Genomic DNA, 13,114 nt, shown 5'->3' on the forward strand with positions numbered 1-13,114 from the left:
CCGGCGCCGGCGGCGCCTCACCGCGACAGCCCGGAGGCCTGCTCGCGGCCCCCGCGCGAGGACGCGCCGGTCGGCAGCGTCTCGCTGGTCAGCGCGAAGGTCCATTCGATCCGCGGTGCCCGCCGGGCGTTGCCGTGGATGACGAGCTGCACGGTGCGGCGCGGGCCGGTGCGGCCGCCGAGAAAGACGCTCTCCTCGATGTCGACTCGGTCCTCGTGCGCCAGGAAGGTCCACACGTCCCTGTTGGCGAGCGTCAGCATCACGCCGTGGCCGTCGTCGACCGGCGAGACCCGGATGCTCGGATGCAGGTGGAAGCGCACCGCGAACTCGTCCGGCGTCTTGGCCGGCAGGGCCTCGCCGCGGGCCGGCAGGAAGATGTCCTCGCCCTCCAGCCGCCGGCCGTCGGCGGTCAACGTGACGGTGCGCTGGTGGATCACGCCGAAGCGGCCGGCATAGCCGTCGTGGCTGACGCGGACCTGCTCGGCGTGGTCGTCGGCGTCGCGGGTGGCGACGATGCGGCTCGGGCCGCCCGAGATCAGCGTCCCGAACACCCGCCGCATGAGCCGCGTGTCGTAGAAATCGCAGGACGAGGTCTGATTGAACGTGACCGTGGAATGCGCCGCCGTGGCCCGCGCCAGATGGCGCCAGTTGCCCTTGCCGGTCGCCGGCAGACCGCAGTTCACGACGATGCGCTGCTGGCGCGACGACAGCTCGAACGACAGGCAGCCGGCATGCGCGTCGGCGGACAGCGCGAGCGGCGGCGGCGCGCCCGTGTCCATCAGCACCACGGTGTCGCGCGCCTCGATGCGCTGGTAGCCCGAGTGGACCGCGTTGGCGACCGGCGTGCCGCGGGCGTCGTCGTAGGCCAGGATGGTGGCCAGCAGATCCTGGGCGGTCGGCCCCATCCCGTTGAACAGCGCGAAGGTCTTGTCGGAGTGCCGGAAGAACCGCAGCATCGGCATCATGCGGTCGACCGCATTGAGCAGCGCCGGCGGCGGCGCGACGTTGCGGGCCGTGAAGGCCTGGGCGAGCGGCAGCAGATCCGCGAGGATCTGGATCAGGGCGCCGGGATTGCGACTGACATGACCGCCGTCGGCGAGGATCTGGCGCTCGAGCTCGGCCGAGAGGCGGCGCGTCGCGCGCTTGAGGTGGCGGAGCTGCCCGGTCATGCACAGCGCCGCGTAGGTGAGCGCGATCGCAGCCTGCAGGCGCGGCACGCCGTCCTGGGCGTCGGCGGCGGTCCAGCGCAGGAACCGCACCTGCCGGCCGAGGCTGCGCAGGAAGCGGCGATAGAAGCGCACGTCGGCATCGGCCAGGATCAGGCTCGCCTGGGTCAGCCAGGAGACGATCCGGCGCGACAGGATCTCGGGCCGCCAGGCGATCCCGTGCCAGCCGCCCTGCAGGGCGATCCACTCGTCGACCAGGGCGCGGGCATTGGCGCGGGCGGCGGCCGATTCGGCGGCGCGCAGGTGGCGCAGCCAGCCGAAGCCGAGCAGCGACGCCGCCCAGTCCGCGGTCGGCGGCTCCATCTCGAAGGGCGAGCGGCCGTCGCAGATCACGATCTTGCCGGCGAGCGCGAAGCGGCCCGCATAGATCTCGCTCGCCCGGGTCGGATCGGAGGTGCGCAGCGACTGCGGCGCGATGGCGATGCGCTCGCCCCGGCCGGTCCAGCGGAACAGGTCGAGCACGCGCAACGCCGCGAGCCGGCCCGCCACATGGGCGAGACCGCGCCGCACCGCGTACCAGATCAACCTTCCGCGGTCCGCGATCGCTACGCGGGACATCGAAACCCGGGCCCCTTCCGCTGACGCGTCCCGCCGACGCGTGGCGGACACCATAACGAACGGAAATTTCAGGGCAACACTTCCGGCGGCCCGCCGGGCCCGGCTCAGCGGCGCACCAGGCGGGCCGCGAAGAAACCGTCGAGTCCGCCCATGCGGGGCTCGGGATCCGGCCACGCGGCCGGTAGCGTTCGCAGCTCGCCCGCCGGTCCGACGAGGCCGGCGAGACCGGGGATCTCGTCGTCCGAGACCGGCCTGCGGACGACCCGCGGATCGCGATCGAGCAGCGCCGCGATCTGCTGCTCGCCCTCCTCCGGCTCCAGCGAGCAGGTGCAGTAGACGAGCGTGCCGCCGTCGCGCAGCAGATCGACGGCGCGGTCGAGCAGCGCCGCCTGCAGGCCGGCGAGGGCGACGAGGTCGGCCTCGGTCTTGCGCCAGGGAATGTCGGGATGGCGCCGCATCGTGCCGGTCGACGAGCACGGCGCATCGAGCAGCACCGCGTCGAACGGCCCGGCCCGGAACTCGGTCACGTCGGCGGCCACCGTCTCGGCGGCGAGCCCGACCCGGGCGAGGTTCTCGCGCAGGCGCGCCAAGCGGGGCTCGGAACGGTCGATCGCCGTCACGCGGGCGCCGGCGGCGGCGAGCTGCAGCGTCTTGCCGCCCGGCGCGGCACAGAGATCCGCGACCGCGAGCCCGGCGACCGGCCCGAGCAGACGGGCGGGCAGCGCCGCGGCGGCGTCCTGCACCCACCACTCGCCCTCGGCATAGCCGGGAAGGCCGGACACCGGCCCGTGCGGCACCAGCCGGACCGATCCGGTCGGCAGCACCTTGCCGCGCAGCCGCGCGGCCCAGGCTTCGGGATCGCTCTTCACGGTGAGGTCGAGGGCCGGCTCGCCGGCATGCGCGGCGGCGATCGCCCGGGCCGTCTCGGCGCCGTAGCTGCGGCTCCAGCGGTCGAGCAGCCAGGCGGGCGTGTCGAGCGTCACCGGATCGCGGTCGGCCATCAGCTCGGCGCCGCTGCGGGCGATCCGGCGCAGCACCGCGTTGACGAGCCCGGCATAGCGGGCGGACCGGCGGTCGGCCTGGACGAGCCGGACCGAGAGGTCGACGGCGGCGTGGTCCGGAATGTCGAGGACGTGGATCTGGGCGGCGCCGACCAGCAGGGCGCTCTCCAGCCGCGCCGCCTCGGCCGGCAGGCCGCGGTCGAGGCAGCTCGTCACCAGGTGGCGCAGGGTGCCGAGCCGGCGCAGCGTGGTCCCGACGATGCGGCGGACCAGCGCGCGGTCGCGGTCGGAGAGGAGCCCCAGCCCCTGGTTGGCGGTCGCACCGTCGAGCTGCTCGTCGAGCGAGCGGCCGCGATGGAGCACCCCCTCGACGATCTCGGCGGCGACCCGCCGTGCGGCGAAGCCGGGCGCTTGGGAGGGCGGCGAATAGGCGGGACGTGGCATGTGCTTCGGGGCTCCGACCGGACGACGGGCGCGGACCGGCGCGGGCCGCACCGGGGTTCCCCGGTAACGCGAACGAGAACACGCCGGTTCGGCGACCGGCAGGAGCCTAATAACAGATTGCGAGCGGCCGAAGGCAACCCGCCTCCGACCGCGTCGCGGACCCGGTATGCCCGCACCCGGTACGACGATGGTGTCGGCGCCGCATCAGCCCCACGGGCCGCGGCGCGCTCCGCCGCTCCACGGACCGGAGCTCGGGCGGCTGCCGGCCGGCCGGGCGGCCGGGCGGGCGGAGCCGCCGCCGAAGCCGCCACCGAAACCGCCGCCCATCTCGGCGGCGAACCGCTGCAGCGCCGCGATGCGGTTCTCGGTCGCCGGGTGGGTGGTGAACAGGTTGTCCATCCGGGCCCCCGACAGCGGGTTGATGATGAACATGTGGGCCACGGCCGGGTTGCGCTCGGCCGCCTCGTTGGGGATCTGGTGGGCGGCGTTGTCGATCTTGGCGAGCGCCGAGGCGAGCCAGTCGGGACGGCCGCAGATCTGGGCGCCCATGCGGTCCGCCGCGTATTCGCGGGTCCGGCTGATCGCCATCTGCACCAGCATGGCGGCGATCGGGGCGAGGATCACCATCGCCAGCGTGCCGACGATGCCGAGCCCGCCGCCGTTGTTGTCGCGGTTGCCGCCGCCGAAGAACAGGCCGAACTGCGCCAGCATCGAGATCGCGCCCGCGATCGTCGCCGTGATCGTCATGATCAGGGTGTCGTGGTTCTTCACGTGGGCGAGCTCGTGCGCCATCACGCCCGCCACCTCCTCGCGCGACAGCATGTTCAGGAGGCCCGTGGTCGCCGCCACGGCGGCGTTCTGCGGGTTCCGGCCGGTCGCGAAGGCGTTGGGCTGCGGGTCGTCGATCAGATAGACGCGCGGCATCGGCAGCCCGGCGCGCTGCGACAGCTCGTGCACCATGGCGTACAGCTCGGGCGCGGTGCGCGCGTCGACCTCGTGGGCGCCGGTCATCGACAGCACCATCCGGTCGGCGTTCCAGTAGCTGAACAGGTTCATGCCGGCGGCCACCAGGAATGCGATGGTCGCACCAGCCTGGCCGCCGATCAGGTAACCGACGCCCATGAACAGGGCGGTCAGCCCCGCCAGCAGGATCGCGGTCTTCAGGTAGTTCATCTTAGCCCTCGTCGCGGGCCGCCCGTCGCGGGCGGCCGTGTCGCCTCCGATATGGGAAAGGCGGAAAATCCCGACAAGCATACCGCGCGCCCGCCCACCGCGGCCGAGCGTCGCGCTTCTTTCCCGGCCGCGGCCGCCGGCGGCAGGTCGCCGGGGGTTGACGTCGGCGCCGGCCGGGCTTCTCTAGCGGACATGAGCGACAAGAACGCCCCGACCACCGACGACACCGTCCCGACCGAGCCGCCGGCCAGGCTGCTGAGCCCGGCCGCCCAGCGGGCGCTCGCCGAGGCGGCCGCCCGCCGCGCCGAGATCGACCAGCGGACCGCCGGCCGGCCGAAGGAGCTCCGCGGCCGCGGCGGCCTCGAGCCCGACCGCTACGGCGACTGGGAAGTGAAGGGCATCGCCAGCGATTTCTGACCCGGCTCGTCTCGGACGCGTCGGTGCGACAGGGATCCGCCGCCTTCGACCCTCATGGTGAGGAGCGCTCGCGGAGCGCGTCCCGCACCATCAGGACCGGGTCGCGCCTCGCGGTCGCCGCCGCATTGCCGGTCCCCCGGCGAATCGCTACCCTGGGACTATGATCCGAGGCGCCAGAAGATATTCCGTAAAGCGCTCGCCCGCCGACCGGCTGGTGGTCAGCGTGCTGGTCGCGTTCGCCGTGCTCGGCCTCGCCGCCCTGAAGTCGTGGTGGGACGGCGAGCCGCTGATCCGCGGGCGGGCGCCGGCCCCGCATGCCGACCTGCGCGGCGCTCCGGCCCGCATGGCCGTGGACGTCGTCTACGTGGTCGACGGCGACACCTTCGACGCCCGGATCCATGTCCGCGACGACCGGACCGTCACCGGCCGGGTGCGGCTGCGCGGCGTCGACACCCCGGAGCTGCACGGCCAGTGCGAGGCCGAGCGGGTGAAGGCCGAGGAGGCCCGGGCGGTGCTGCGCCGGCTGCTGGCGGAGGGCGAGGTGGCGATCTCGGCCGCCGGCGAGGAGAAGTACGGCCGGGTGCTGGCCGACGTGGCGACGCGAAAGACCCCGAACGTCGCCGCCGCCCTGATCGCCGCCGGCGTCGCCCGCCCCTATGGCGGCGGCCACCGCTTCGGCTGGTGCGGCCGCGGGTGACGGCCGGACGCGACCGGGACGCGTGCCGTTTTCCACGGCAAAGTGTAAGCCGCCCCTGACATCCACCGTAAATATATTCACATTTTTGTATCCCTGACGCCACGAGGCGCCGCTCTCGCGCAACTTCCACGATCCGGACGGTAGGTCCCTACTGGCCGAACGCCGCGCGATCGGCTTAGCTCCGGTCACCCCCGGTTGAACTCGTCCTGCTCGAAATCACCGCGCTCCGAACCACCGCGCCGCGAGCCGTCGTGCGCACGCGCCATGTCGCTTGCCTGAAGGGGGACTCATGCACGCTCGAACCACAGCCCGGACCACCGTCGTTCTGCTCGCCGCCGCCTCCGCCGCCGCCCTCGCGGCCGGCACCGCCGCGGCCGCCGACCTGTCCGCCAGGCCGGTCTACAAGGCGCCGCCCGTCATCGAGGCGCCGAGCCCGTGGCAGATCCGCCTGCGCGCGCTCGGCGTGATCACCAACGACGGCGGCACCGTCGACCAGGTCCCCGGCTCGGACCTCAAGACCTCCGACACGGTCGTGCCGGAGCTCGACATCACCTACTACTTCACCCCGAACATCGCGGCCGAGCTGATCCTCGGCGTGACCCGCCACCACGTCACCGGGACCGGCACCATCGACAGCCTCGACGTCGGCAAGGCGTGGCTGCTGCCGCCGACCCTGACGCTGCAGTACCACTTCACCCAGTTCGGCGCGTTCAAGCCCTATATCGGCCTCGGCGTGAACTACACGGTGTTCTTCAATCAGGATGCCGGCAACACCTGGCTGAACGGCGTCGCCGTCACCGAGAGCAAGCTCAAGAACACGTTCGGCGTCGCCGGCCAGATCGGCTTCGACTACATGATCGACCGCCACTGGGGCGTGAACTTCGACGTCAAGAAGCTCTATCTGCGGCCCGAATGGGAGGGCACGCTCAACTACGTCGTCCCGGTCACCGGCAAGGTCGAGCTGGACCCCTGGCTGATCGCCGGCGGCGTGACCTACCGGTTCTGACCGGTTCCGACCGGCGGCTTCGGCCGCCGGTCCGGCGCGCGCCGGCAGCCCCCGACCCTCCGCGAGCGCGAGCCAGCGGGCGCCCCAGGGCGCCCGCTTCGCGTTTCCGACCTGCCGGCGCGCGCGGCCGCGAAACGAAACGGGCGCCCGCGGGCGCCCGTGGAACCCGTCCGGCGATCCGAGGCCGGTCGCGGCGGTCAGCGCGTGACCACCACGGTGGTGCCGACCGTGACGCGGCCGTAGAGGTCGGTGATGTCCTCGTTGAACATGCGGATGCAGCCGTAGGACACGAATCCGCCGATCGAGCGCGGCACGTTGGTGCCGTGGATCGCGTACTCGCCGCCCGACAGCGTCATGGCCGCGACCCCCATCGGGTTCTGCGGCGTGCCGCCCTTGATCAGGTCCGGGATGCGCGGGTTGTCGCGCTTCACCTCGGCGGGCGGCGCCCAGTCCGGCTTGACGTACTTGCCGGTGATGCGGCTCACCCCGCTCCACTGCTTGCCGGCCTTGCCGACCCCGACCGGATAGCGCAGCGCGGTGCCGTCGCCCAGCACCAGATAGAGCCGGCGCTCCTTGGTCTTCACCACGATCGTGCCGGCCTCGTAGCCGGCATCCCGGAACGCGACCTGCTCGCGCGCCGAGGCGCTCTGCGGTGCCGCCAGTGCGACCACCATGCCGGCCGCGACCGCGACGGCGGCCATCCGTGACCCGATGCGTGCCATGGTTCCCCCTGCGAAAATGCCAGACGATGTCGACGTCCACACCGTGGCCCGTCGTCCACGGATCAGACGACGTCACCATTTGATATTCGGTGAGTTCGGGGCAACCCCTTCAAAGCGTTCGTGATCGAAGTAAACGACAGGTGCAGCAGAAACGTCACAGTTGCTGTGGCGGATTTACCCGGAGTGGCTACGACAATGCTGTCGGCGGGTCTGAAAGCGCGTGCAACGGCTCGAGAGTCGCGCGGATCGTGATCACGCGCCGTCCGTAAACCGGGCCATGACGACGACGCCCCCGCCGGCAGGCCGGCGAGGGCGTCACGTCCTTCGAAACGGCGAAGCGCGTCAGGCGGCGCCGCGCTGGGAGGCCTGGCGGTTGTTGACCAGATCGTCGACCACGGTCGGGTCGGCGAGCGTCGAGGTGTCGCCGAGATTGCCGAACTCGTTCTCGGCGATCTTGCGCAGGATGCGGCGCATGATCTTGCCGGAGCGGGTCTTGGGCAGGCTCGGGGCGAACTGGATCACGTCGGGCGAGGCGATCGGGCCGATCTCCTTGCGCACCCAGGCGACCAGCTCGGCGCGCAGCTCCTCGCTCGGCTGCTGGCCCGTCATCAGCGTGACGTAGGCGTAGATGCCCTGCCCCTTGATGTCGTGCGGATAGCCGACCACGGCGGCCTCCGAGACCTTGGGATGGGCGACCAGCGCCGACTCCACCTCGGCGGTGCCGAGCCGGTGACCGGCGACGTTGATCACGTCGTCGACGCGGCCGGTGATCCAGTAGTAGCCGTCCTCGTCACGGCGGCAGCCGTCGCCGGTGAAGTAGCGGCCCACATAGGTCGAGAAATAGGTCTGCACGAAGCGCTCGTGGTCGCCGAACACGGTGCGCATCTGGCCCGGCCACGAGTCGGCGATGCACAGGCTGCCCTCGCACGGGCCCTCGAGCGGGTTGCCGGCCGGATCGACGATCTGCGGCACGACGCCGAAGAACGGCCGCGTCGCCGAGCCGGGCTTGAGCTTCGTCGCGCCGGGCAGCGGCGTGATCAGGATGCCGCCCGTCTCGGTCTGCCACCACGTATCGACGATCGGGCAGCGGTCGTCGCCGACGACGCGGTGATACCACTCCCACGCCTCCGGATTGATCGGCTCGCCGACCGAGCCCAGGAGCCGCAGGCTCTTGCGCGAGGTCTTCTTTACCGGCTCGTCGCCGGCCTGCATCAGCGCCCGGATGGCGGTCGGCGCCGTGTAGAAGATGTCGACCTTGTGCTTGTCGATCACCTCCCAGAAGCGCGAGTTCGACGGGTAGTTCGGCACGCCCTCGAACATCAGCGTGGTGGCGCCGTTGGCGAGCGGGCCGTAGACGATGTAGCTGTGGCCCGTCACCCAGCCGACGTCGGCCGTGCACCAGTAGATGTCGCCGTCGTGATAGTCGAAGACGTACTGGTGGGTGATCGCGGTGTAGACCAGATAGCCGCCGGTCGTGTGCAGCACGCCCTTCGGCCGGCCGGTCGAGCCCGAGGTGTACAGGATGAACAGCGGATCCTCCGCCCCCATCTCCTCGCACGGGCAGTCGGCCGAGACGGTCTTGGCGATCTCGTCGTAATAGACGTCGCGGCCTGCCTGCATGGGCACGGCCGCGTTGGTGCGGCGGACCACCAGGATGGTGTCGACGCCGCCGGCGCGCGTCGCCGCCGCGTCGGCATTGGCCTTCAGCGGCACCTTGCGGCCGCCACGCACGCCCTCGTCCGCCGTGATCACCACCGAGGACTTCGCATCCTCGATGCGCCCGGCGAGCGAATCCGGCGAGAAGCCGCCGAACACGACCGAGTGGACGGCCCCGATGCGGGCGCAGGCCAGCATCGCCACCGCGGCCTCGGGGATCATCGGCAGGTAGATGGTGACGCGGTCGCCCTTCTTGACGCCGCGCGCCTTAAGCACGTTGGCGAAGCGCGACACCTCGGCGTGCAGCTCCCTGTAGGTGATCTTGCGATCGTCCTTGGGATCGTCACCCTCCCAGATGATCGCGACCTGATCGCCGCGGGTGGCGAGATGACGGTCGATGCAGTTGTGGGCGACGTTGGTGGTGCCGTCCTCGAACCACTTGATCGAGACGTTGTGCGGGTCGTAGGAGGTGTTCTTCACCTTGGTGAAGGGCTTGAACCAGTCGATCCGCTTCCCGTGCTCGGCCCAGAAGCCGTTCGGGTCGGAGATCGACCGCTGGTACATCTCCTGATACGCGGCGTCGTCGAGATAGGCACGCTTCGACCAGTCGCCCGGAACCTCGTACACTTTTCCCGTCATCTGCTGCTCCCTCCGCGGCGCCGTTGATTGCGGGGCCTCGCCCCGACCGCGCCGTTCCGTTTCCTCGTTCCACAATCAATAGGCTGTGTGGGGCGGGCGCCACAAGACGGGCGCTCCTCACACTTTGGTCGACACGTCCGTCTCGCGGTCGGCGCAGGGCGGTGCCGCGGCATGGTGCAGCGGCGCCGGCACGCATCGGCGACGCGCCGGTGTCCGCCGGAGCGGGCCACGGGACGCAGCATCCGGAGCCGTCTCGTCTATCTGGCAAGCCTCCCGCAATCGCGCCGGCTTGGCAACTGGCGGCGACGCCGCGCCGGGAGACCGGCGCCCGACGGCCCCGGAGAAAGAGGAACTGTCGTTACCTGGGAATTCCGTGCTGCGGCGCAGCGCGGCGACGCAGCCAGCCGTGATCACGTCCGTCTCACGCCCGCGTGAGACGGCGCGCTCGTGTGAGGCCTCTCACAGTGTCGACCGGTCCCGAGCGGTCACCTTGGCGCCGCGATGCGAACCGTGGGCTTCCGGGCGGACCCAACCGCCGGAGCAGCACCGGGCCCGCCGGCTCCGCCGGGGCGCCCATCGGGGAGAACGACGATGTCACGAGGTGCGGTCATGTCCTGTCGGTCGGTTCTGTTCGCGGGCGCCGTGGCGCTCCTGTCCTGCACGGCGCTCGGCGGCGCGCTCGCCGAGAGCCGCGTCGCGCTGGTGATCGGCAACGCGTCCTACAAGGCCGTCCCGGTGCTGGACAACCCGGCGAACGACTCGAAGGCGATGGCCGACCTGCTGCGCTCGGCCGACTTCGAGGTGATCACGGCGCGCGACCTCGGCCAGACCGAGATGCGCCGCGCCATCGGCGACTTCGCCCGCACAGTCCAGGCCAAGGGCTCCGACACGGTCGCGCTCGTCTACTACGCGGGCCACGGCCTCCAGGTGGACGGCGACAACTATCTGGTCCCGGTCGACGCCCAGATCCGCCAGGAGACCGACGTGCCGCTGGAGACGGTGCGGCTCGCCGATCTCATGAACGCGCTCGCCGCCGTGCCGGTGAAGACCCGCATCGTGATGCTCGACGCCTGCCGCAACAATCCGTTCTCGGCGGTCGGCCGGAGCGGCGGCCGCGGGCTGGCCATCGTCGACGCGCCGAACGGCACCATCGTCTCCTATGCGACGGCGCCAGGCTCCGAGGCCGAGGACGGCGATGGCCGCAACAGCCCCTACACGGCCGCCTTCCTGAGGGTGGCGAAGGAGCCCGGCCTGCCGATCGAGCAGGCGTTCAAGCGGGTGCGCTACGCCGTCCACCAGGAGACCGACGGGCGCCAGACGCCGTGGGAGAGCTCGTCGCTGACCGGCGACTTCTCGTTCTTCAAGGGCCCGGCCGAGACCACCGGGGTGGCCGACGCCGCCACCGGCCCGACCGGCGGCGCCGGCGGCCCGACCGGCGGCGCCGGCGGCGGAACCGCCGCGGCCGGGACCCAGGTCGCCTCCCTCGGCGGCGCCCCGCTGACCCGCTCGGCCGACGGCTGGCGCTCCGAGCTGCAGCCGAAGTCGGCCCGCGAGGCCTACGAGATCGTCATCCGCGAGGACCGGCTCGAGGCCTACCAGGCCTATCTCGACCTGTTCCCGGCCGAGAGCTACGCGCCGCGGGTGCGCGGCCTGCTCGACCGCCGGCAGGAGCTGGTCGCCTGGCACGAGGCCGCGACCATCAACACGCCGGCGGCCTACCGGGCCTTCCTGGCCGAGTTCCCGACCAGCGACTACGCGAAGACGGCCCAGCGCCTGCTCGAGCGCACCGGCCGCTCGGCCGGCGCCGAGGCGCGCGACCGCGCCTGCGGCACGCCGACCATCCGGCGCCGCACCGACCTCGCGGGTCCGACCCGCCATGCGCTGGCCGACCCCGGCCCGGCCGGGCCGGCCCTGGTGGCCCCGGTGATCTCCGCCCCCGGGATCGTCGACCGCCCGCTCGACCGTCCGTTCTTGGGCCGGCCGCATTTCGGCCACCGCCCGCTGCCGCCGATCGGCGGCAAGCCCCACAACGGCAAGCCGCATGACGGCAAGCCCGGCGGCGACAAGCCGGTGATCGGCCGGCCGGGCAAGCCCGTGATCGACAAGCCGATCGTCGGCCGTCCGGTGATCGACAAGCCGAAGCCGGTCGTCCGTCCGATCGTCGGCAAGCCGGTGATCGGAAAGCCCGTGGTCGGAAAGCCGATCATGACCCGGCCGGTCGTCGGCAAGCCCGTCATGGGTCCGCGCCCGATGATCGGGCGCCCGGCGGGCGGCATGGGCGGCGGCATGAAGATGGGCGGCGGTGGCGGCATGCGGTTCGGCGGCGGCGGCTTCGGCCGGTTCCGCTGATCCCCGGGCCACGGAGCACAAACCAGAACGGCCGGGCGTCACGTCCGGCCGTTTCGGTTTCTCCTCGGTCCGGGGCGGCGGGCCTCACGGTCCCGCGCCCCGGAACGGCTCGGCAGTCACCGTCGCCGGTCCCACTCGGCGATGCGGGCCAGCGCCTCGTTGTCCAGCGGCATGTTCACCGGCTCGTTGCGCTCCGCCGACAGGTCGGCGGCCGTGTAGGTCTCCATCACCATGCGGGCGTGGACGGGCTGCACCATCACGGGCCGGTCGAGCAGGCAGCATTCGAGGAAGTGGATGGTCTCCGGCCCGAGCTGGCCCGCATACATGTGGTCGACCTGCTCGCCCGGCATGGTCGACATGGGATAGCGGGTGCCGCCCTCGACCGTGTTGAGCCAGTTGTCCCGGTAGGTGCCGTCCAGGATGAGAGCGCCCTCGGTTCCGGTGATCTCGATCCAGGTGGACGAGTAGTTCGGGTAGCCGGGCGGCAGGTTCCAGCCGCCCCCGACCACCACGACGGCGCCGTTGTCCATGGTGACCGTGTTCCACATGCAGTCGAAGGAGCCGTTGAGCGGCTTCATCACGCCGTAGGCGCCCTGCGAGTAGACCCGCACCGGCTTGGCCGGCTCCAGCATCCAGAACACGAAGTCGAGGTCGTGGGTCGATTCCATGGCGGCGGGCGACAGCTTCGTCCGGTTGGCGATCTTCTTGCCCAGGCTGCGCGACAGGTGGCGGCTGACCATCACGGAGACGATGTCGCCGAGCTTGCCTTCGCGGATCTGCTTCTTGGCGTAGGCGATCTTCGAATTGAAGCGCTGCGAGTAGCCGATCGTGAACTTGACGCCGTTGCGCTTGGCGAGCTCGATCAGCTCGTCGGCCTCCCAGAACTCCAGGGCGATCGGCTTCTCCAGCAGCACGTGCTTGCCGGCCTTCAGGCAGTCGCGGGCGATCGGGAAATGGGTCGGCTCCGGCGCCGTGCAGACATAGACGATCGAGATGTTCTCGTTCCTGATGATGTCCTGATAGTCGAGCGTCGCCGTCGCCGGCTTCGTGATCTGCTTCATCTCGGCGAGGCGGTCGGGACGGATCTCGCAGATGTGGAGCTTGTCGACGAGCGCCGAGCGCGACAGCGTCTCGGCCCGCATGCCGCCGATCCAGCCCGTACCGATGACTGCGACTTCGACCTGCTTCACGGAACATCTCCCCCGTTTGATTGTCTTGTTTGGCGG

10 protein-coding genes are annotated in these 13,114 nt (G+C 71.4%); 4 read left to right on the forward strand and 6 right to left on the reverse strand.

Going from position 1 to position 13,114, the window contains the following annotated elements; all coding sequences use genetic code 11:
• Window positions 1-17: 17 nt before the first annotated feature.
• From J2S22_RS09345 to htpX, 3 genes are all read right to left on the reverse strand, one after another.
• On the reverse strand, window positions 18-1,784 hold the full coding sequence (locus J2S22_RS09345; RefSeq protein ID WP_272779457.1) for a heparinase II/III family protein: 1,767 nt from the start codon (window positions 1,782-1,784) through the stop codon (window positions 18-20).
• Between the two features lie 104 nt (window positions 1,785-1,888).
• Window positions 1,889-3,229 (reverse strand): RsmB/NOP family class I SAM-dependent RNA methyltransferase, encoded by a 1,341-nt coding sequence (locus tag J2S22_RS09350; RefSeq protein WP_272779458.1) that lies wholly within the window; start codon window positions 3,227-3,229, stop codon window positions 1,889-1,891.
• Between the two features lie 204 nt (window positions 3,230-3,433).
• On the reverse strand, window positions 3,434-4,402 hold the full coding sequence (htpX, locus tag J2S22_RS09355; protein WP_272779459.1) for a zinc metalloprotease HtpX: 969 nt from the start codon (window positions 4,400-4,402) through the stop codon (window positions 3,434-3,436).
• Between the two features lie 192 nt (window positions 4,403-4,594).
• Between htpX and J2S22_RS09360 the strand changes: the two genes are divergently transcribed.
• The 3 genes from J2S22_RS09360 (at window position 4,595) to J2S22_RS09370 (ending at window position 6,522) form a co-directional block, all read left to right on the forward strand.
• Entirely contained in the window at window positions 4,595-4,819 is a 225-nt protein-coding gene (locus J2S22_RS09360; protein ID WP_272779460.1) for a DUF1674 domain-containing protein, read from the forward strand.
• Between the two features lie 214 nt (window positions 4,820-5,033).
• A complete protein-coding gene (locus J2S22_RS09365; RefSeq protein ID WP_272779461.1) occupies window positions 5,034-5,516 on the forward strand; it encodes a thermonuclease family protein in 483 nt (160 codons plus the stop codon).
• Window positions 5,517-5,805: 289 nt separating this feature from the next.
• The gene (locus tag J2S22_RS09370; protein WP_272779462.1) at window positions 5,806-6,522 is read left to right on the forward strand and encodes an OmpW/AlkL family protein; all 717 of its coding nucleotides are present in this window, start codon (window positions 5,806-5,808) and stop codon (window positions 6,520-6,522) included.
• A 197-nt stretch (window positions 6,523-6,719) separates the two neighbouring features.
• Here J2S22_RS09370 and J2S22_RS09375 read toward each other — a convergent pair whose 3' ends face one another.
• Complete coding sequence (locus J2S22_RS09375; RefSeq protein ID WP_272779488.1) at window positions 6,720-7,223, reverse strand: L,D-transpeptidase; 504 nt, start codon at window positions 7,221-7,223, stop codon at window positions 6,720-6,722.
• A gap of 363 nt (window positions 7,224-7,586) precedes the next feature.
• Complete coding sequence (acs, locus tag J2S22_RS09380) at window positions 7,587-9,539, reverse strand: acetate--CoA ligase (RefSeq protein WP_272779463.1); 1,953 nt, start codon at window positions 9,537-9,539, stop codon at window positions 7,587-7,589.
• Window positions 9,540-10,148: 609 nt separating this feature from the next.
• Here acs and J2S22_RS09385 point away from each other — a divergent pair.
• On the forward strand, window positions 10,149-11,888 hold the full coding sequence (locus tag J2S22_RS09385; protein ID WP_272779464.1) for a caspase family protein: 1,740 nt from the start codon (window positions 10,149-10,151) through the stop codon (window positions 11,886-11,888).
• A 116-nt stretch (window positions 11,889-12,004) separates the two neighbouring features.
• On the opposite strand, the gene J2S22_RS09390 is transcribed toward J2S22_RS09385, so the two are convergent.
• Entirely contained in the window at window positions 12,005-13,078 is a 1,074-nt protein-coding gene (locus J2S22_RS09390) for a Gfo/Idh/MocA family protein (protein ID WP_272779465.1), read from the reverse strand.
• Window positions 13,079-13,114: the final 36 nt, after the last annotated feature.

Source organism: Rhodoplanes tepidamans, from assembly GCF_030813915.1.
GTDB lineage: Bacteria > Pseudomonadota > Alphaproteobacteria > Rhizobiales > Xanthobacteraceae > Rhodoplanes > Rhodoplanes tepidamans.